Consider the following 20,027-nt stretch of genomic DNA (forward strand, 5'->3'; position numbering starts at 1 on the left):
GTGGCACCCCTTGCGGACCGCGCAGCTCACCATCGACCCGGCCTTCGCCGTCGGACCGGCCGACCGGCGGCTCTTCGGCTCGTTCGTCGAGCACATGGGTCGCTGCGTCTACGGCGGGGTCTACGAGCCCGGGCACCCCACCGCCGACTCGCGCGGCCTGCGCGGCGACGTGCTGGAGCTGACCCGGGAGCTGGGCGTCTCCGTGGTCCGCTACCCCGGCGGCAACTTCGTCTCCGGCTACCGCTGGGAGGACGGCGTCGGCCCGGTCGGTGACCGCCCCCGCCGGCTCGACCTGGCCTGGAAGACCGTCGAGACCAACGCCTTCGGGCTCGACGAGTTCATGACCTGGGCCGCCGAGGCGGGCGTCGAGCCGATGATGGCCGTCAACCTCGGCACCCGGGGCGTGCAGGAGGCCTGCGACCTGCTGGAATACACGAACCATCCGGGCGGGACCCAGCTGTCCGACCTGCGCCGCAAGCACGGCGCCGAGGAGCCGTACGGGGTGCGGCTCTGGTGCCTGGGCAACGAGCTGGACGGCCCCTGGCAGGTCGGCCACAAGACCGCCGACGAGTACGGCCGGCTCGCCGCCGAGACCGCCCGCGCCATGAAGATGATCGACCCGTCGATCAGCCTGGTGGCCTGCGGCAGCTCCAACCGGACGATGTCCACCTTCGCCTCCTGGGAGGCGACCGTGCTGGAGCACACCTACGAGCACGTCGACTACATCTCCGCGCACACCTACTACGACCCGTCCGACGGCGACCGGGCCAGCATCCTGGCCTCCGCCGTCGACATGGACAACTTCATCCGCGAGGTCGTCGCCACGGCCGACCACGTGGCCGCCAAGCAGCGGCACCGGCGGAAGCTGAAGATCTCCTTCGACGAATGGAACGTCTGGTACCAGTCCCGTCTCCAGGCCGACCTGGACCGGCGCGGCTGGGTGGAGGCACCGGCGCTGATCGAGGACGACTTCACCGCCGTCGACGCGGTGGTGGTCGGCGACCTGCTGATCACCCTGCTCCGGCACGCCGACCGGGTCGGGGTGGCCTGCCAGGCCCAGCTCGCCAACGTGATCGCCCCGATCCGCACCCGCACCGGCGGCCCCGCCTGGCGGCAGAGCATCTTCCACCCGTTCGCGCTGACCGCCCGGCACGCCCGCGGCACCGTGCTGCGCACCGAGCCGGTCGGCCCGACCTACGAGACGAAGCGGTACGGCGAGGTCCCGGTGCTCGACACGGTGGCCGTGCACGACGAGGAGACCAACGAGCTGACCGTGTTCGCGGTCAACCGGGGCTCGGACGACCTCCCCCTGGACATCGACCTGCGCGGGCTGCCGGGGCTGTCCGGTGAGTCCCACCTGAGCCTCGCCGCCGGGGACGACCCGACGGCGACGAACACCGAGGCCGAGCCCGACCGGGTGACGCCCCGGCAGCTGCCCGACCCCACCACCGACGGCGGCCGGTGCTCCGTGCGCCTTCCGGCCGTCTCCTGGAACGTGCTGCGCTTCTCCCCCACCGGCGGCTGACACCGCACAGGTCCTGAGCAGGCACACTTCATCCCGTCCCCCAAGGAGCGAAACCCCATGATGCAGAACGACATGAGCCGGCGGCGCCTGCTCGGCCTCGGCCTCGGGCTCGGCGCCGCGGCCTCGTTGACCCTGGCCGGTTGCGGCGGCGACGACAGCTCGGGCCCGGCGGCCGGCAGCGGCGGCAAGGACTACACCGGCCCGAAGGTGGACCTGAAGCTGTGGAACGGCTTCACCGGCGGCGACGGCGACATCTTCAAGGCGCTGGTGAACCAGTTCAACACCGAGCACCAGAACATCGCCGTCTCGATCGCCACGTACCAGTGGGAGGACTACTACAACAAGCTCCCCGGCGCGGCCTCCAGCGGCGCCGGCCCGGACATCGCGGTCATGCACATGGATCAGCTCGCCACCTTCGCCGCGCGCGGCGTGATCACCGAGCTGGACGACGTCGCCAAGACCCTGGAGCTGTCGGAGGGCGACTTCGCCCCCACCGTCTGGAAGGGCGGGCTCTACAACTCCAAGCGGTACGGCATCCCGCTGGACATGCACCCCCTCGGCTTCTACTACAACAAGGGGGTCATGCAGTCCGCCGGCCTGGACCCGAACAAGCCGCCGACGACGAAGGACGAGTACACCGCCGCGCTGACCGAGCTGAAGAAGTCCGGGGTGCAGGGGTTCTGGGTCAGCCCGTTCCCGTTCACCGGCGGCATGACCTTCTATTCGTTGCTGCACCAGTGGGGCGGCAGCGTCTTCGACGCCGAGGCCACCAAGGCCACTTTCAACTCCGACCAGGCCGTCGAGGCGTGCACCTGGCTGACCGACCTGATCAAGCAGGGCCACTCCCCGGCCAACGTCGGCCAGGACGCCGACTACCTGGCCTTCAAGAGCGGCAGGAACGCCTTCAACTGGAACGGCATCTGGCAGATCAACGACCTGAAGAAGAGCCCGGACATCCAGTGGGGTGTGGCGCCCCTGCCGCAGATCGGCACGCAGCCGGCCGCCTGGGCCAACTCGCACAACTTCACGATCGTCAAGCAGCGGGCCAACGACGCCAACAAGGTCTCCGCGGCGAAGGTCTTCATCAACTGGCTCAGCCAGCACTCCCTGGACTGGGCCAAGGGCGGCCAGGTCCCGGCCCGCAAGGCCGTGCGGGACAGCGCCGACTTCAAGGCGCTGACCGAGGTCAACGCGCTCGCCCCCGAGCTGGAGTACGCGGCCTTCCCGCCGGCGGCCCCGGGCCTCGGTGAGGTCATGACGACCTTCTACAACTCGTACAACGAGGCGGCGCTGGGCAAGAAGTCGCCGAAGCAGGCGCTGGACGACGGGGTGGCCAAGGCGAACAAGCAGCTGGAGGACAACCGCAAGAAGTACGGGAGCTGAGTCCCCGTGGCGGACGTGATCGAGGCGGGGGCGGCGCGTGCTGACGCGCCGCCCCCGGCGGCCGACGCCCCCCGTGGCGGTGCCCGGGCGGGCCGGGCCGGGCGGGCGACGCCGTACCTCTTCCTCGCCCCGTACCTGCTCCTGTTCGGGGTCTTCGGGCTGCTGCCGATCCTGCTCGGCCTCTGGCTCTCCGTGCACCAGTGGGACTTCCAGCTGCCCAACCGGCCCTTCGTCGGGCTGGACAACTACAAGGATTTGTTCTCCAGCGACTCGGCCGTCTACGGCGACTGGTGGCAGAGCGTCCGGGCGACGGCGATCTTCACCGTCTTCGCGGTGCCGCTGCTGGTGGTCGTCCCGCTCGGGCTGGCGCTGCTGCTGAACCGCTCGTTCCCCGGCCGGACCTTCTTCCGGGCGATCTACTTCGCGCCGTACGTGCTGGGCGTGGCGGTGATCGGCCTGCTCTGGCGGTTCCTGCTCGACGCCAACCTGGGCCTGGTCAACCGGATCGCCGGGATGGTCGGGCTGCCGGCCGACACCCCGTGGGTGACGGACGTGCCGTGGGCCTGGGTCTCGCTGGTCGGGGTGACCGTCTGGTGGACCTCCGGCTTCAACGCGGTGATCTACCTGGCCGGGCTCCAGGACATCCCGCAGGAGCTGTACGAGGCGGCGAAGGTGGACGGCGCGAGCGCCTGGGAACGGTTCCGGCACGTCACGCTCCCCGGGCTGCGTCCGGTGCTGCTCTTCGTGATCACCACGACGGTGCTCGCCTCGGCGAACGTGTTCGGCCAGTCGTTCCTGATCACCCAGGGCGCGCCGGGCACGGAGACCCGCACGGTGGTCTGGTTCATCGTCGAGGAGGGGCTGCGGGACAACGACGCCGGCCGTGCCGCCGCGATGAGCATCGTGTTCGCGCTGATGCTGGCGGTCGTGAGCATCGCCAACTTCCGCCTCTTCCGCTACCGGGAAGACTGAGGGGACCGCCATGACGACGCCCACGCGCACCACGCGTGCCCCCGCGCCGACGCGCGCCCCGGCGACCCGCCGTGCCCCGGGGAGCGCGCTGCGCCGGACCGCGCTCTACGCCACCCTGGTCGCGCTCGCCCTGGTCTTCCTGCTGCCGCTGGGGTGGATGGTCATCACCTCGCTGAAGACCTACACCGGGGCCCAGCAGATCCCGCCGACCTGGCTGCCGGACCCGATCTCCGGGTACGGCTACGAGCAGGTCCTGAGCAACACCGCCAACCCCGTGCTGCGCTGGTTCGCCAACAGCATGCTGGCCGCCACCGCGCACGCGCTGCTGGTGCTGGCGACGGCCTCGATGGCCGCGTACGCCCTGGCCCGGATGCGGTTCCGCGGCCGCGGGGTGCTCTTCGCGCTGATCGTCGGGACGCTGTTCATCCCGCCGACCTCGCTGATCATCCCGAACTTCCTGATCGTCGACGAGCTGGACTGGATCGACACCCTGGCCGTGGTGATCGTCCCCGGGGCGGCGAGCGCGTTCGGGGTGTTCTTCCTGCGGCAGTTCTTCCTCTCCCTGCCCCGGGAGCTGGAGGAGGCCGCGGTGCTGGACGGGGCCAACCAGTGGCAGATCTTCTGGAAGGTGGTGCTGCCGCTGTCCAGGCCGGCGCTGGCCACGCTGGCGGTGCTGTCTTTCCTCACCAACTGGAACGACTTCCTCTGGCCGATCTTCGTGCTGTTCAGCCCGGAGACGCTCACCCTGCCGCCGGGCCTGGGCCTGCTCCAGGGCTCCTACGTCACCGACTACCCGGTGATCATGGCGGGGGCGGTGCTGGCCAGCGTGCCGGTGCTGATCCTCTTCGTGCTCGCCCAGCGGCACATCATCCAGGGCGTCTCCCGCAGCGGGCTGAAGGGATGACGGTCGGGACGACCCGGCGGCGCGGCGCGGCGGCGGTGCTCGCCGCCGCGCTGCTCGCCGCCGGTTGCGGTGGTGGAGAAGGACCTTCGAGCACGGGAGACGACGCGCGCATGTTCACCAACCCGGTCGTACGCACCGACGCGCCCGACCCGCAGGCGATCCGGGTGGGCGACACCTGGTACCTGTTCCACACGAACGCCGGTGGCCGCAACGTCCCGGTGCTCACCTCCCCGGACCTGGTCGACTGGACCCCGGCCGGGGACGCGCTGCCGGAGTTGCCGGCGTGGGCGGACGCCGGGAAGACCTGGGCGCCCGAGGCGATCGAGCTGGCCCCGGGCCGGTTCTTGCTCTACTACACGGTCGCCGGGCGCGAGTCGGGGCGGCAGTGCGTCGGGCGGGCCGTGGCGAGCGCGCCGCAGGGGCCGTACCGGGACGACTCGACCGGTCCGCTGATCTGCCAGGCCGAGATGGGCGGGGCGATCGACGCCAGCCCGTTCCGGGACGCCGACGGCAGCCTCTGGCTGCTGTGGAAGAACGACGGCAACGCCATCGGGGTGGACACCTGGATCTGGTCGCAGCGCCTCTCCGACGACGGGCTGCGCCTGGTCGGCGAGCCGACGAAGCTGCTGAAGCAGACCGAGCCGTGGGAGGGCACCCTCATCGAGGGCCCGTTCCTGCACCGCCACGACGGCAGGCTGTTCCTGTTCTTCGCCGCGAACGCCTACGACCGGGCCGAGTACGCGGAGGGCTACGCGATCTGCGAGTCGCCCGCCGGGCCGTGCGTGAAGGCCCCGGAGAACCCGATCCTGAAGACCAACGAGGTCGCCTCCGGGCCGGGGCACGCCTCGATGGTGGTCGAGAACGGGCGCACCTGGCTGCTCTACCACGCCTGGCCGCCCGGCCAGGAGGGCACCGTCGACCCGGGCCGCCACGTCTGGCTCGACGAGGTCGTCTGGACCGACGGCAAGCCCACCGTCAAGGGCCCGACGGCGGGGCCGCAGCAGAAACCCTGACGACCGGCCGGGTTTCCGAGATCAGACGGAAGCCGGTTCCCGGGAGTCGGGGGACGAGGAACGCCGGGCGAGGCGGTTGCGGCGGTAGCCGTAGCCGAAGTAGATCACCACGCCGAGCAGCATCCACGCGGCGAACCGCAGCCAGGTCTCCACCGACAGGTTCAGCATCAGGTAGAAGCAGGCCAGCGCCGAGAAGATCGGCAGCACCGGGGAGAACGGCACCCGGAACGGCCGGTCCAGGTCCGGGCGCTTGCGGCGCAGGACCGGCACCGCGATCGAGACGAGCACGAACGCCGCGAGCGCGCCGATGCTGACCAGGTCGGCCAGGGCCGACAGCGGCAGGAAGCCGGCGAGCAGCGCGACCGCCACCGTCATGACTGCCGAGATCCGGTACGGGGTGCCCCAGCGCGGGTGCACCTTCGCGATCGACGGCGGGATCAGCCCGTCGCGGCTGATGGCGAAGCCGATCCGGCCCATGGCCACGAGGTCGACCAGGATCACGCTGGTCAGGCCGGCGACGGCGGCGATGGAGACGAGGATGCCGGCCCACTCGGCGCCGACCGCGTTGAAGGCCGCCGCGATCGGGGCGCCCCGGTCGATCTGGTCGTACGGCACCATGCCCACCACCACCAGCGAGACGCCGATGTACAGCACCGTGGAGATCAGCAGCGTGCCGAGCAGGCCGAGGGTGAGGTCCCGGCGGGGCCGCTTCGTCTCCTCACCGAGGTTGGCTACCGCCTCGAAGCCGGTGTACGCGAAGAAGACCACCGCGGCGGCGCTGAGCACGCCCACGAAGCCGAACACCGAGGGCTCCAGGCCGAAGAGCGCCTGGGTGACGGGCTGCTTGATGCCGTCCTCGCTGCCGTCGGCGGGCTGCGCCGGCGGGATGAACGGGGTGAGGTTGGCGGCCTTCACGAAGAACAGGCCGGCGACCACGATGAAGACGCAGATGGCGACCTTGACCAGCACCAGCAGGTTGGTCACCCGGGCCGACTCGCGGATGCCGACGATCGCCACGACGCCGAGCAGCAGCACGATGCCGATCGCGCCGACGTTGACGACGCTGCCCTCCTCGCCGAACCAGGCGGTGGGCAGGCCGACGAGTTCGGCCAGGTAACCGGACCAGCCGCGCGCCACCACCGCGGCGCCGAGGGCGAACTCCAGCAGCAGGTCCCAGCCGATGATCCAGGCGACGATCTCGCCCATGGTCGCGTACGCGTAGGTGTAGGCGCTGCCGGCGGTCGGCACGCTGGAGGCCAGTTCGGCGTAGCAGAGGGCGGCGAGCAGGGCGACCAGGCCGGCGATGGCGAACGAGATCACCACGCCGGGGCCCGCGCTGTCGCGCGCCTCGATGCCGGTGAGCGTGAAGATGCCGGTGCCGATCACGATGCCGATGCCGAAGCCGGTGAGGTCGCGGGCGCCGAGCCGGCGCTTCAGGCCGGGCCCGCCGTTCTCCCCGTCGGCCTCGCTCTGCGCGATCACGTCCCCGATCGGTTTGGTACGCAGCACGGACACCGCGCTCACCCCTCCCACCGTCCGGACCACCCTGGTGGCGGCCGGTGACCGGCGTTGCTACCCAGGGTGGACCCCCCTCAATCCCCACGTCTCGGGCCATTCGGGCCAGCACCCGCCGTGCGTGCTCCGCCACGGCGCGTCCCGTGAGCCCGACCACTAGGAGGAGCCGGCGTGGACGGACGGATCGATCGCGCCCAGACTCTTGCGCAGAGCCCGTGAGGTGTGAAAATTTCCTACCAGCGGCAGAATGTCAACGGCGAATCTTGCCGTCTGCGCCGCGATGAACCCCTGACACGGGAGCCCCAACGAAGGGACACACCGCATGAAGGCAACTCGGCTCGGAGCCGCCGGGCTGGCCGCCGCACTGCTCGGCGCGCTCGTCGCCGCCACCCCGGCGAGCGCGGCACCCGACGCGGCGACCACCGCCGCCTCCACCACCTCCTGCGTCACCGACCCGGCCACGCCGAAGCGGCAGTTCCGGGCCATGTGGATCTCCTCGGTCGTCAACATCGACTGGCCGAGCAAGGCGTCCCAGACGTCGCCGGACCGCGTCGCCGCCCAGCAGGCCGAGTACCGCCAGCTGCTCGACCTCGCCGAGCGGCTCAACCACAACGCCGTGGTCGTCCAGATCCGGCCGACCGCCGACGCGTTCTGGCCGTCGCCCCACGAGCCCTGGTCGGAGTACCTGACCGGGGTCCGCGGCGAGGACCCGGGCTGGGACCCGCTGAAGTTCGTGGTCTCCGAGGCGCACAAGCGCAACCTGGAGTTCCACGCCTGGTTCAACCCGTACCGCGTCTCCATGCCCGCCCCGGGCGGCGCCGGCGCCGACATCAACCAGCTCGCGCCCAACCACCCGGTCCGCGAGCACCCCGAGTGGACCTTCGCCTACCCGCCGGCCGGGGTCGCCGGCAGCCGGCTCTACTACAACCCCGGCATCCCCGAGGTCCGCGAGTTCGTGCAGACCGCGATGATGGACGCGGTCAAGCGGTACGACGTCGACGGCGTGCACTTCGACGACTACTTCTACCCCTACCCGAGCGGCACCCACCAGGTGCCGGACGACGCCACCTTCGCGGCGCACAACCGGGGCTTCACCGACAAGGCCGACTGGCGGCGGGACAACATCAACCTGCTGATCCAGGAGATGAACGCCAAGATCAAGGCCGAGAAGCCGTGGGTGAAGTTCGGCGTCAGCCCGTTCGGCATCTGGCGCAACCAGTCGGCCGACCCGCTGGGCTCGGACACCACCGGCAGCCAGTCGTACGACATCATCTCCGCCGACACCCGCAAGTGGGTCAAGGAGGAGTGGATCGACTACATCGTGCCGCAGCTCTACTGGTACATGGGTCAGTACCCGGCCGCCGACTACACCCGGCTGGTGCCGTGGTGGGCGGACGTGGTCAAGGGCACCCGGGTGCAGCTCTACATCGGGCAGGCCGACTACAAGAGCGGTGACCCGGCCTACGGCTCCTTCTGGATGAACCCGCAGGAGCTGTCCAACCACCTGACGCTGAACCGGCAGTACCCGGAGGTCCTGGGCAACGTCCACTTCTCGGCCGTGCAGGTGCGGGCCAACCGCCTCGGCGCGACCGACATCTACGCCGCCGAGCACTACTCCCGCCCGGCGCTGATCCCGACCATGACGCACCTGCCGAAGAAGCCGCTGCTCATGCCGGTGGTCACCAAGGCCGCGCGACAGTCCGACGGGGTCCGCCTGAACTGGTTCCAGCCGGCTGACGGCGTGGGCCCGCTCGGCACCGCCACGTCGTACGCGGTCTACCGCTTCGACGGGACCGGCCTGGCCGGCCGGTGCGACTTCGCCGACGCGGCGCACCTCGTCGACACGGTCCGCGCCGACGCGGGCAGCCGTACGCAGTCCTGGGTGGACACCACCGCCGAGGCCGGCAAGCGGTACACCTACTACGTGACCGCGCTCGACCGACTGGCGAACGAGAGCCCGGCCAGCCCGCCGGCGTTCGTCCGCTGACGTGACACCGAATGCCCCGGGTGCCCCTGGCACCCGGGGCATTCGTCTGTTTCGACGCCTGTCACCAAATGTCGGTGGGCACCGCATCCCCCGGAACCATTCATGATCGACACTGTTCGGCACTCCGGTGACCCGCCGGTAACCCCCCGTCCCGCCCGCACATCCCCCGCGGAGGTACCCGTGCCCAGACGCCTCACCACCCTGCTCGCCTCGGCCGCGCTCACGATGCTCTTCGTCTTCGGGGTCTCCTCCCCCGCCGCCGCCGTCACGACCTCGCAGAAGCTGTCCGTCCTCTCCAACTGGACGCAGACGAGCGCCTCCAGCTACAGCTCCTGGAACTCCGGCCGGCTCAACCAGGGCGCCTGGGCGGCGTACGGATTCAACTGGTCGACCGACTACTGCTCGTCGAGCCCGGACAACCCGCTCGGCTTCACGTTCAACCTCTCCTGCTACCGGCACGACTTCGGCTACCGCAACTACAAGGCGATGGGCCGGTTCTCGGCGAACAAGGCCCGCCTCGACGACGCCTTCTACGCCGACCTGAAGCGGGTCTGCGCCACGTACAACGCCGCCGTCCGGCCCGCCTGCACCAGCCTCGCCTGGACGTACTACCAGGCCGTCAAGGCCTTCGGCTCGCTCGCCGCCGTGCAGCAGGCCGACATCGACCGCGCCGCCCGGATGAAGGCCGACGCCGAGAGCCGCGCCGCCCTGCGCTGACCGCGCCCGTACGCCAGGGGTTTGCGTCCCCGGCCAGCCCGATGACGCGGACCCCGACCGGCGGGCCCCAACCCGCCGTCAGGCGTGGCCGGTGTGGTGACGGCGACGGTCCGGGGCGACGGACTGCCGGGGAGCAACGCGGGCGTGACCGGCGCCGAACCTCGCCGAGCCGACCGCCAGGTCCGGATGCTCGACGGCGAGGGCCAACGCCGCCGCCTCCTCCAGCCCCAGCTCGGTCCCCTCGCCGTACGCGCCGTCGAAGGTCGCGTCGCCCAGCTCCCGGCGCAGCTCCCCCTGCCGCTGCGCCCAGTACCCGCCGTAGATGCCCGGGGCGCAGCGCATGCTCGCCCGGGTCGCCCCCGCCGCGCCGAACAGGCGGGCCGCCGTGAGCCCGTCGCCGCCGGCCGCGCAGCGCACGGCCATCGCGTTGAGCGTGTCGCAGGCCCGACCGTGGAAGCCGTGACTCATCCGCGAGCGCAGCGCCACCTGGAGATGCTCGTGCGCGGCGACCAGGTCCCCGCGCGCCAGGGCGACCATCCCGAGCAGCATGTCGACCGAACGCCGCCCCCGCTCCACCGGGCGGGCCGCCTCCACCGGGCGGGCCGCGCCCAGCAGCTCGGCCGCCTCGTCCAGGGCACCCCGCCGCCAGAGCAGCTCGGCCAGGCTGAAAACCCCGAAGAGCGCGTCGCCGAGCACCTCCTGCCCGGACGCCCAGTCGATCACCTCGCGGCAGATCCGCTCCGCCTCCGCGAACTGTCCCATGTCGACCAGCGGGGCCGCCCGCCCGGCGAGCACCCGGGCGAGCAGGCCGGCGTCGCCCGCCTGCCGGGCCGCCGCCTCCGCCCGCTGGGAGTAGCGCAGCTCCTCGGCGAACTCGCCGTCCGCGCCGGCGTGCAGCGAGTGCATGTGGTACGCCGCCGCCAGCTCGGCGTCCGGGATCCGCTCCCCCGTCTCGGCGATCCGCCCGTACAGCCGGAACAGCCAGAGCCGCCCCTCCCGGGCCAGGCCCCGCTCCCGCCACCACTGGTCGAGGCCCCCGGCCAGCCGCAGGCCGGCCCGGGCACTGCCGCCGGTGGCGCACCAGCGCAGCGCGGCGCGCAGCTCGCCGGCGAGCGGGTCGAGGGCGTAGAGCGACAGGGTCACCGGCCGCCCGTCCGGGCCCAGGTGGGCGCGCTCCATCGCGTGCGTCGACCACGCCACGTGCCGGTTGCGGGCCGACCTCTCCTCCCCCGCCTCCGCCAGCCGCCGTGCCGCGTACGCCCGGATCGGGTCGAGCATCCGGTAGGTGCTGCCCGAGGCGTGCGGCTCCGCCAGCACCATCGACTTGTCGACAAGCACCGAGAGCGGATCGAGCGGGTCGTCGCCGAGCAGCCACTCCACCGTCGCCAGGTCGACCGGGCCGGCGAAGACCGCCAGCCAGCGCAGCAGCCGGGCGGCGCGCGGCCCCAGCGTGCGGTACGACCAGGTGACCGTGGCCTGCATCGTCAGGTGCCGCTCGGTGGCGGAACGCTGCACCGCCCGGACGGCCGGGCTGGGCGGCACCATCCCCACGGCCGCCGCCACCAGGTCCACCGTCTCCGGCCGACCGCCCGCCCGGTCCGGCTCCACCGGCGGGTCCGGGTCCATTGGCGAGTCCGGATCCGCCCGGCCCGCGTCGAGGGTGCCCAGCACGTCGTCGAGGCGCTCGGCGAGCTGCCCGACGGAGAGCACCCGCAGCCGGGCGGCGGCCAGCTCTATGGCGAGCGGCAGCCCGTCCAACCGCCGTACCACCCGCCGCAGGTCGGCCGACTCCCCCGGGTCCGGCGGCCGGCCGCCCCGGGCCGCCGCCGTCCGGTCCAGCAGCAGCGCGACCGCGTCGCTCTCCGCCCCGCCCACCGGCGGGTCGACCGACAGCGACGGGATCCGCCAGACCACCTCGCCCGGCAGGCCGAACGACTCCCGGCTGGTGGCGAGCACCCGGACGCCCACCCCGCCGGCCAGCAGCCGGGAGATCACGTCGGCCGAGGCGGCCGGCTGGGCGTCGCAGGTGTCCAGCAGGACGAGCATCCGGCGCGCGGCCGCGTACTCCACAAGCGTGTCGACCATCGGGCGGCCCGGCTCGGGACGCAGACCGAGCACGGCGGCGACCTCGAACGCCACCAGCCCCGGGTCGGTGACCGCGGCGATGTCGACGAACCAGACACCGTCCGGATGCGACTCCACCAGGTCGACGGCGAGCTCCACGGCCAACCGCGTCTTGCCCGCGCCCCCCGCGCCGAGGACGGTGACCAGCCGGTGCGCCTCCACCAGCCGCTTCAGCTCGGTCCGCTCGGCCTGCCGGCCGACGAACGAGGTGACCGGGGTCGGCAGGTTGTGCGCGGACGCGTCGGCGGTGCGGGGCCGCGGGAACTGCCGCTCCAGGCCGGGGGCGACCAGCTGGAAGAGCCGCTCCCGGTCGTCGAAGCCGCGCAGCCGGTGCAGGCCCAGGTCGTGCAGGGACACCTCGGGCGGCAGCGGCTCCGCGTGCCGCGCCGTCGACGCCGAGCAGAGCACCTGGCCGCCGTGGGCGGCAGCGGCGATCCGGGCCGCGCGGTGCACCTCCGGGCTGACGTACTCGCCGTCGCGCGGCTCCGCCCAGCCGGTGTGCAGCCCCATCCGGACCCGGGGCATGGCGTCGGCGGTGGGCCACTCGTGGCTCGCCAGCGCCCGCTGCGCGGTCAGGCAGGCGGTCAGCGCGGCGGTCGCGTCGGGAAAGGCGAGGAAGAACGAGTCCCCCTCGGTCAGCAGTTCCGCGCCCTCGGTCGCGGCGATCGTGCGGCGCAGCAGGCGGCGGTGCTCCCGCAGCACCGGGCGGTAGTCCGGGCCGAGCAGCTGGGCCAGCCGGGTGGAACCCTCGATGTCGGTGAAGACGAAGGTCACCAACCCGCTCGGAAGGTGGATCCGTGGCGACATGGTGGAACCTCCGCCCGTGACGTCGGACTCATGCTGCCTGATACCGGACCATCACGCATCGTGAGAACGGTCGGCCGGAGCCGACTGCGGGCCCGCAGGTCAGCAGCCGCAGCCACCGCCGCAACAACCCCCACCGGCCGGCGCCGGCGCGCCACCGGCCACACCGCCGCCCCGGCCGGTGACCGCGACGGTGGAAAGGAGCTTGACGGTGTCGGCGTGCCCCTGCGGGCAGGACGCCGGCTCAGCGGCCTGCGACATCGGGCGGTTGACCTCGAAGGTGTCGCCGCAGGCGCGGCAACGGAACTCGTACCGGGGCATGGCACCAGGGTACGACCGGTCCTGACGTACGGGGGGACATGGGTGATACTCAACTTGTGGTGGACGGCGAGGACAGGACGACCCTTCGGCCCCTGCGGCCGGCGGCACCGATCGACGGGCCGCTCGCCGGTTCCGGCGCCGCGCCCGAACCCGCGACGCGGTTACCGCGTCCGCGCCGCCCCTGGCTGAGATCCACCGCCGCCAGCGACACGAAGCCGGCCACCGAGGCCGAGCCGGCGACCGAGCCCACCGGCACCAGGCCGGCGACCGAGCCCACCGCCGAGAAGGCGAAGCCGGCCGACGACGCGAAGCCGGCCGCCGGCACCAGGCCGGTCACCGAACCCACCGCCGGAGCGAAGTCGGCGGAAGAGGCGAAGTCGGGCGACGGGCCGACCGCCGACGCGAAGCCAGCCACGACCGAGAAGCCGGGCGACAGCGCCGGCACGGCCGCGAAGCCGGGCGACAGCGCGGCCGCGACCGGGAAGCCGGGCGACAGCGCGGCCGCGACCGGGAAGCCGGGCGACAGCGCCGGCACGGGTGCGAAGCCGGGCGACGGAAACGCCCCCTCCACGAAGGCCGGCGGCGCGGCCGGGGCCGCCACGAGCGGGTCCGGGGCGAAGACCGGTGCCGACGCCGGCGCGGCGTCGGCCACGGGCGACCTCGCGGAGACGAAGGTCGACGTGCCCGCCACGAAACCGGCCACCGGGCCCCGGCGCCGCCGGGTGCAGTTCGCGCACGCCGTACGCCGGCCGCCGCACCGCATCGCGATGGGTGCCGCCCGCGCGACCCGGGACTGGTCGCGGCGGCCCAGCGGGCGACTCACCCTGCCCGGGGTGTTCCTGCTCGCCCTGGTCGCGGCGACGGCTGCGGCGGGTGCGCTGCTGGTGCCCGCGACGGCCCGGGGACCCCGCCCGGTCGCGGTCGACACCACCTCCACCGCGCCGACCACCGTTCCGCAGGCGCCGCTGCCCGGCGGGACCCCGCTGCCCGGCGGCACGGTGCTGCCCGGTCAGACGCCACTGCCCGGCGGCACGGTGCTGCCCGGCGGGACGGTGCCGCCCGGTCCGCTCCCCGGCGGGATCACCGGCCGGCCGTCGGACGCGCTGGCCGGCTGGGCCGCCCAGGTCGGGCCGAAGGTCGGCATCTCGCCGGTGGCCATGCAGGCGTACGGCTACGCCGAGGCGGTGCTCGCCCAGACCAACCGCAGCTGCGGGCTGAGCTGGACCACCCTGGCGGCCATCGGGTTCGTCGAGTCGGGGCACGGCCAGGCCAACAACGCGACGCTCCGCCAGGACGGCAAGGCGCTGCCCGAGATCATCGGTCTGCCGCTCGACGGGCAGGGCGGCCGGATGCGGATCCCCGACACGGACCGCGGCGTGATGGACAAGGACCCGGTCCTCGACCGAGCGGTCGGGCCGATGCAGTTCATCCCGACGACCTGGCAGGAGATCGGCGCCGACGCCGACAACGACGGTGTCAAGGACCCGCACGACCTGGACGACGCCGCCCTCGCCGCCGGCAACTACCTCTGCAAGGGCGGCCGGAACCTGACCATCCCCGCCGACTGGTGGAACGCGATCCTGTCCTACAACGACGTCCGCCGGTACGCCCAGGACGTCTACGACACCGCCAACCGGTACGGACAGGCGAGCCGCACGTGAAGTGATCGTCTGCATACATTGGAGAACTGGACACTTCCCCCGGGCAGCGGTTAGCGGCAAGCTAGACGGGTGATGGTGCGCGAGTGGGACCCCAGGACCGCGTCGTCCGCCGAGATCGCGTCGCTGCTGGACACGCTGAACGCGGTCCTGGCGGCCGATCTGCCGCAGGACCCGCCGTGGCGGGAGAGTTCCATGCGGGAATACCTCGCCGAGGTGATGCCCGGCGAGCGGCGGATCTCCTGGGTCGCCCAGGCGGAGCCGGGGGCCGACGGCAGCCCGGGGGCGATCCTGGGCCACGTGCACGTGCTGCTGCTCGGCGACATCGGGGTGCTGGAGGTGCTGGTGCACCCGGCGGAGCGGCGCACTGGCCTCGGGCGGGACCTGGTCCTGACCGCCGCCAGGCGGGTCTACCAGGAGGGCTTCCAGTCGATCGGGGTCGAGGTGGTCGGCGACACGCCGGCCGTCGCCTTCTACGAGTCGCTCGGCTTCTCGAAGGAGTACGTCGAGACCCGCAGCGTGCTGGACCTGTCCGGGGTGGACTGGGCCGAGCTGTCCGAGATGGCCACCGGCATCGGCGCGGGCTACCACCTGGAGTTCCACCCCGGCGGCCCGCCGGACGAGCTGATCGAGGCGTACGCGCGGGCCAAGGCGGAGGTGCGCGACGTCGAGGACGGCGAGCTGCGCCCCAGCTCCTACGACCCGCAGCGGCTGCGCGACAGTCTGGACTGCCTGCACCGGCGGGGCATGAAGCCCTACATCGTGCTCGCCCTGCACGAGCAGACCGGGGAGGTGGCGGGGCTGACCGAGGTGGTCGTGCCGGTCCAGCACCCCACCCGCGCCGACCAGTACGACACCATCGTCGTGCAGGACCACCGGGGCTACGGCATCGACCGGGCGATCAAGGCGCGGATGCTGATGGAGCTGCGCTCGGCGGAGGCGGAGCTGACCGAGGTGCAGACCTGGAACGCGCAGGCCAACGAGGCCATGCTCAAGGTCAACGCCGAGTTGGGCTACCGCCCGGACCGCGAGTGGTGCGAATACAGCATCGACGTGGCCGAGCTGGTGCACCGCCTCGACGCCGGACGCTGACCGGAACGTTCACGAAACTGTCCGGTGGGGGATGGACGGCGGTCAGCACCGCCCCTTAACGTGCGTTAGTTCCCCATCCACCCATCGTGGAGGCCTCATGCGCCCGCGCCGCACTCTTGCCGCGCTCGCGACCGCCACCGCCGCCGTGACCGTCACGGCTGTCGGCGTCGCACCCACCGCGGCCAGCGCCGCGCCCACCGACCTCTTCATCTCCGAGTACGTCGAAGGCTCGTCGAACAACAAGGCGATCGAGCTGTTCAACGGCACCGGCGCCGCCGTCGACCTGGCCGCCGGCGGCTACCAGCTCCAGTTGCACTTCAACGGCTCCACCACGCCGACGAACGTGGCCCTCACCGGCACCGTCGCGGCCGGCGACGCCTTCGTCCTCGCCGCCGCCTCGGCCGCGCCGGGCATCCTGGACCGGGCCGACCAGACCACCAGTGCCAGCCTGTTCAACGGCGACGACGCGATCGTGCTGCGTCGGGGCGGCACCGTGCTCGACTCGATCGGCCAGGTCGGCGTCGACCCGGGCACCGAGTGGGGCACCGGCCTCACCAGCACCGCCGACAACACGCTGCGCCGGTCGGCCGCCGTGACCTCGGGCGACACCGACCCCTCCGACGCGTTCGACCCGGCCGCGCAGTGGGCCGGCTTCCCCGTCGACACGTTCGACGGGCTCGGCGCGCACACCGTCGACGGGGGTGGTCCCGTTGACGCGCCTGCCACGCTCACCTGCGGCCCGGCGCTGGTGACCTCGGCCGGCACGGCGGCCACCCGTGAGGTCACCGCCACCGACCCGGACGACCGGATCGTCGACCTGGCGGTCACCTCGGTCAGCCCGACCCCGGCCACCGGCTCCGTCAGCCGCTCGGCGGTCACCCCGGCCGACGCGGTCGGCGGCACCGCCCGCGCCACGGTCGGCACGAGCGCCGACCTGGCCGCCGGGGCGTACACCGTGGTGCTGACCGCTACCGACGCGGACGGCGACACCGCCACCTGCACCCTGGCCGTGCAGGTGACCCGGGAGCTGACCGTCGGCGAGGTGCAGGGCCCGACCACTGACGGCGAGGCCGGCCCCGCCGACCGGTCGCCGCTCGCGCCGGCCTCCGGCAACGGCACCAGCAGCACGCTGTACGACGTACGCGGCGTGATCACCCAGCGGACCCTCGCGCGCGACTCGTCGGGCCGCGACCAGCACGGGTTCTTCCTGCAGAGCCGCAAGGACGCCACCGACGGCGACCCGACCAGCTCGGATGGCATCTTCGTCTTCATGGGCTCGTTCACCTCCCTGATCGGCGGCTACGTGCCGACGGTCGGCGACGAGGTGGTGCTGCGCGCCCGGGTCTCCGAGTACTTCAACTTCACGCAGCTCTCCGGCGCGTCGCTGGTGCGCCGGATCGCCTCCGGCGTGGACGTGAACGCCGAGGTCCAGGTGACCGACGCCGTGCCGCCGGTCGAGGTGGCGGCGGCGCAGCGCTTCTTCGAGCGGCACGAGGGCGCCCGGCTGCGGGTACGTGCCGGCAGCGGCGCGGTGAGCGGGCGCAACGTCTTCGCCTCCACCGCCGACGCCGAGATCTTCGTGATCGACCGGGACGACCCGCTGCTCGACCGCGCCGACCCGTACGCCCGCCGGGTGTTCCGGGACGCGCACCCGCTCGACAACGACCCGACCCGCCGCTTCGACGACGGCAACGGGCAGCGCGTCCTGCTCGGCAGCATGGGCGTGAAGGGCAGCACGGGCGACAGCGCCGCGCTGCTCCCGCCCGCGCGCACGTTCGACACGCTGACCGCCGACGCGGTCGGCGGGCTCTACTACTCGTTCGAGAAGTACGGCGTGCAGGTGGAGTCGGCGGCGTTCACGGGCGGGGCCGACCCGTCGGCGAACAACCCGCCGAAGCCGGCCAACCGGTCGGAGGAACTGGCGGTCGCGACCTACAACGTCGAGAACCTGTACGACTACCGTGACGACCCGTTCGACGGCTGCGACTTCGCCGGCAACGCCGGCTGCACCGGGGTGCGCCCGCCGTTCGACTACGTGCCGGGCAGCGAGCAGGAGTACCGCGAGCAGCTCGTCGCGCTGGCCGACCAGATCACCACCGACCTGCACTCCCCGGACCTGATCCTGGTGCAGGAGGCCGAGGACCAGGACATCTGCTCGGTCTCCGGCGGCGCGCTGGTCTGCGGCAGCACGGACAACGCCGACGGCGCGCCGGACAGCCTCCAGGACCTGGCGCTGGCCATCACGGCCGCCGGTGGCCCCGCCTACCAGGCCGCGTACGACCGCACCGGCGCGGACGCCCGGGGCATCACCGCGGCGTTCCTGTTCCGCACCGACCGGGTGTCGCTGGCGGCGCCCACCGCCGGCGACCCGCTGCTGGGCTCGGCGCCGACCGTCGAGTACCGGGGGGCGGCGCTGCCGGGCAACGCTGACGTGCAGAACCCGAAGGCGCTCAACGCGGTGCTTCCGGACGACGTGGACACGTCCACCGGCAAGGACGGGAACAACGTCTTCACCCGCGCACCGCAGCTCGGCAAGTTCACGGTCGCCGCCGCGCCCGGCTCCGCCGAGCGTTACACGCTCTGGGCCGCCAGCAACCACTACTCGTCCGGGCCGGACAGCCGGGTCGGGCAGCGCCGGGAGCAGGCCGCGTACGGGGCCGCGATCGTCACCGCGATCGAGGCGTCGGACCCGCACGCGCGGGTGGTCTACGGCGGGGACCTGAACGTCTTCCCCCGTCCCGACGATCCCATCGCGACAGCGGCGGATCCCGCCCCGTCGGACCAGCTCGGGCCGCTGTACGAGGCGGGCATGCGCAACCTGTGGGACGACCTGCTCGCCGACGCGCCGTCGTCCGCCTACTCGTACAGCTTCGAGGGGCAGGCGCAGACGCTGGACCACCTGTTCGTGAACGGCGCGCTGCACCGGGACCTGGTGGAGATGCGGGCCGCGCACGTCAACGCCGACTGGCCGGCCGACCACGCGGCCGACGGCAGCCGGGGTTCCAGCGACCACGACCCGCAGGTGGCCCGCTTCCGCTCCCGGGCGTCGCTGAGCGTCGGCGACGCCTCGGTGGTCGAGGGCGACCGGGGCACCCGGCCGCTGACCTTCACGGTCACCGTGTCGCGCCCGCTGTCCCAGCCGGTGCTGCTCTGTGCCGCCACCTACGGCACCACGGCCCAGGCCGGCGCCGACTACGACCCGTACGTCGGCTGCAAGGTCCTGGCCGCCGGGCAGACGTCGCTGGCCTTCCCGGTGACCGTACGCGGTGACCGGAAGCAGGAGGCCGACGAGAAGGTGAACCTGGTCGTGGCCGGGGTGCCCGGCCTGCGGCTGGCCGATCCTCTCGCCGTGGGCACCATCACCGACGACGACTGACGTCACACCGGCGCCCACACCGACGGCCCGCCGCCCAGGAACGTCCTGGCCGGCGGGCCGTCCGCTCACCACGGGAAGCCCGGGCCGGGCAGCCGCGACGGCGGGGGCACGCGCGGCGGTGGAGGCACGCGCGGCGGCGGGGGCACGCTGCGGTACTTCGCCACCCGCACCTCCCACTGGCTGCGCCGCCGCATGGCGTCGCGGACCCGGCGGTCGCGGTAGAACGTCTCCGGCGGGCGGGCCAGCCCGTAGATGTCCGCCCACCACTCACCCGGCTCGGGGTCGAGAATGGTGTCCAGGTGCGAGGGGTAGCGACGCCCCGCGCCGTCGCGGGTGTCCTGCCAGTCCCGCATCGGCTTCAGCACCCGCCCGAACTCGTCGACGACGGCCAGCCGGAACCCGGCGACCCCGATGATGCGGCGCAGGAGCAGGATGCTCGGCACCATCCGGCCCGCCTCGATCCGCCCGACGGTGGAATGGTTCACCCCGGACCACCGGGCCAGCTCCCGCTGGCTGAGGCTGGCATGCCGCCGGACCGCCCGGACGATGCCCGCAGCCGGCCACGGGGTGTCGAACGGCTCGGTCAGCAGCACGGGCGGCTCGCGCGATCCCGCCCCCTGATCGGTACCCGCCGCC

At 72.9% G+C, this 20,027-nt stretch carries 13 protein-coding genes and 1 pseudogene; 10 read left to right on the top strand and 4 right to left on the bottom strand.

Annotated elements, in window-relative coordinates:
• Positions 1-10: 10 nt before the first annotated feature.
• From ACN27A_RS18405 to ACN27A_RS18425, 5 genes are read left to right on the top strand one after another with little or no spacing between them, the layout of a single operon-like run.
• Positions 11-1,525, top strand: coding sequence for an alpha-N-arabinofuranosidase (locus tag ACN27A_RS18405; RefSeq protein ID WP_421455031.1), 1,515 nt, complete (start codon positions 11-13; stop codon positions 1,523-1,525).
• Positions 1,526-1,582: 57 nt separating this feature from the next.
• A complete protein-coding gene (locus ACN27A_RS18410) occupies positions 1,583-2,908 on the top strand; it encodes an ABC transporter substrate-binding protein (protein ID WP_421455034.1) in 1,326 nt (441 codons plus the stop codon).
• A gap of 6 nt (positions 2,909-2,914) precedes the next feature.
• The gene (locus ACN27A_RS18415) at positions 2,915-3,880 is read left to right on the top strand and encodes a carbohydrate ABC transporter permease (protein WP_421455037.1); all 966 of its coding nucleotides are present in this window, start codon (positions 2,915-2,917) and stop codon (positions 3,878-3,880) included.
• A gap of 10 nt (positions 3,881-3,890) precedes the next feature.
• The gene (locus ACN27A_RS18420; protein WP_421455040.1) at positions 3,891-4,784 is read left to right on the top strand and encodes a carbohydrate ABC transporter permease; all 894 of its coding nucleotides are present in this window, start codon (positions 3,891-3,893) and stop codon (positions 4,782-4,784) included.
• A complete protein-coding gene (locus ACN27A_RS18425) occupies positions 4,781-5,797 on the top strand; it encodes a glycoside hydrolase family 43 protein (protein ID WP_421455043.1) in 1,017 nt (338 codons plus the stop codon). Before ACN27A_RS18420 ends, ACN27A_RS18425 begins: the two co-directional genes overlap by 4 nt.
• Before the next feature lie 21 nt (positions 5,798-5,818).
• Here the strand turns inward: ACN27A_RS18425 and ACN27A_RS18430 are convergent, their stop codons facing one another.
• Positions 5,819-7,312: an amino acid permease gene (locus ACN27A_RS18430; RefSeq protein ID WP_421458518.1), complete on the bottom strand. Its 1,494-nt coding sequence runs from the start codon at positions 7,310-7,312 to the stop codon at positions 5,819-5,821.
• A 322-nt stretch (positions 7,313-7,634) separates the two neighbouring features.
• Here ACN27A_RS18430 and ACN27A_RS18435 point away from each other — a divergent pair, with 322 nt between their 5' ends.
• Together ACN27A_RS18435 and ACN27A_RS18440 are read left to right on the top strand one after the other, a co-directional pair.
• Positions 7,635-9,299 carry a family 10 glycosylhydrolase gene (locus ACN27A_RS18435; protein WP_421455046.1) on the top strand — a complete coding sequence of 555 codons (1,665 nt, stop codon included), beginning with the start codon at positions 7,635-7,637 and terminating at the stop codon, positions 9,297-9,299.
• A gap of 180 nt (positions 9,300-9,479) precedes the next feature.
• Positions 9,480-10,016, top strand: coding sequence for a phospholipase (locus tag ACN27A_RS18440; protein ID WP_421455049.1), 537 nt, complete (start codon positions 9,480-9,482; stop codon positions 10,014-10,016).
• A gap of 78 nt (positions 10,017-10,094) precedes the next feature.
• On the opposite strand, the gene ACN27A_RS18445 is transcribed toward ACN27A_RS18440, so the two are convergent.
• Together ACN27A_RS18445 and ACN27A_RS18450 are read right to left on the bottom strand one after the other, a co-directional pair.
• Complete coding sequence (locus ACN27A_RS18445; RefSeq protein WP_421455052.1) at positions 10,095-12,947, bottom strand: ATP-binding protein; 2,853 nt, start codon at positions 12,945-12,947, stop codon at positions 10,095-10,097.
• 99 nt (positions 12,948-13,046) lie between these two features.
• On the bottom strand, positions 13,047-13,265 hold the full coding sequence (locus ACN27A_RS18450; RefSeq protein WP_421455055.1) for an FmdB family zinc ribbon protein: 219 nt from the start codon (positions 13,263-13,265) through the stop codon (positions 13,047-13,049).
• 341 nt (positions 13,266-13,606) lie between these two features.
• On the opposite strand from ACN27A_RS18450, the pseudogene ACN27A_RS18455 reads away from it, so the two are divergent.
• From ACN27A_RS18455 to ACN27A_RS18465, 3 genes and pseudogenes are all read left to right on the top strand, one after another.
• Positions 13,607-14,926, top strand: a pseudogene (locus tag ACN27A_RS18455) (lytic murein transglycosylase); the annotation flags it as partial.
• A 72-nt stretch (positions 14,927-14,998) separates the two neighbouring features.
• A complete protein-coding gene (locus tag ACN27A_RS18460) occupies positions 14,999-16,015 on the top strand; it encodes a GNAT family N-acetyltransferase (protein ID WP_421458519.1) in 1,017 nt (338 codons plus the stop codon).
• Between the two features lie 97 nt (positions 16,016-16,112).
• Positions 16,113-19,391 carry a lamin tail domain-containing protein gene (locus ACN27A_RS18465; RefSeq protein ID WP_421455057.1) on the top strand — a complete coding sequence of 1,093 codons (3,279 nt, stop codon included), beginning with the start codon at positions 16,113-16,115 and terminating at the stop codon, positions 19,389-19,391.
• Between the two features lie 65 nt (positions 19,392-19,456).
• Here ACN27A_RS18465 and ACN27A_RS18470 read toward each other — a convergent pair whose 3' ends face one another.
• Entirely contained in the window at positions 19,457-19,984 is a 528-nt protein-coding gene (locus ACN27A_RS18470; RefSeq protein WP_421455060.1) for a helix-turn-helix domain-containing protein, read from the bottom strand.
• Between the last annotated feature and the right edge of the window lie 43 nt (positions 19,985-20,027).

Source organism: Micromonospora sp. WMMD737, assembly GCF_049179055.1.
In the GTDB taxonomy this organism is placed as follows: domain Bacteria; phylum Actinomycetota; class Actinomycetes; order Mycobacteriales; family Micromonosporaceae; genus Micromonospora; species Micromonospora reichwaldensis.

Bases quoted from the DNA above. Each gene is read 5' to 3' on its own strand.
- ACN27A_RS18425 (WP_421455043.1), top strand. From the start codon at position 4,781: ATGACGGTCGGGACGACCCGGCGGCGCGGCGCGGCGGCGGTGCTCGCC.
- ACN27A_RS18420 (WP_421455040.1), top strand. From the start codon at position 3,891: ATGACGACGCCCACGCGCACCACGCGTGCCCCCGCGCCGACGCGCGCC.
- ACN27A_RS18460 (WP_421458519.1), top strand. From the start codon at position 14,999: ATGGTGCGCGAGTGGGACCCCAGGACCGCGTCGTCCGCCGAGATCGCG.
- ACN27A_RS18450 (WP_421455055.1), bottom strand. From the start codon at position 13,265: ATGCCCCGGTACGAGTTCCGTTGCCGCGCCTGCGGCGACACCTTCGAG.
- ACN27A_RS18435 (WP_421455046.1), top strand. From the start codon at position 7,635: ATGAAGGCAACTCGGCTCGGAGCCGCCGGGCTGGCCGCCGCACTGCTC.
- ACN27A_RS18465 (WP_421455057.1), top strand. From the start codon at position 16,113: ATGCGCCCGCGCCGCACTCTTGCCGCGCTCGCGACCGCCACCGCCGCC.
- ACN27A_RS18410 (WP_421455034.1), top strand. From the start codon at position 1,583: ATGATGCAGAACGACATGAGCCGGCGGCGCCTGCTCGGCCTCGGCCTC.
- ACN27A_RS18445 (WP_421455052.1), bottom strand. From the start codon at position 12,947: ATGTCGCCACGGATCCACCTTCCGAGCGGGTTGGTGACCTTCGTCTTC.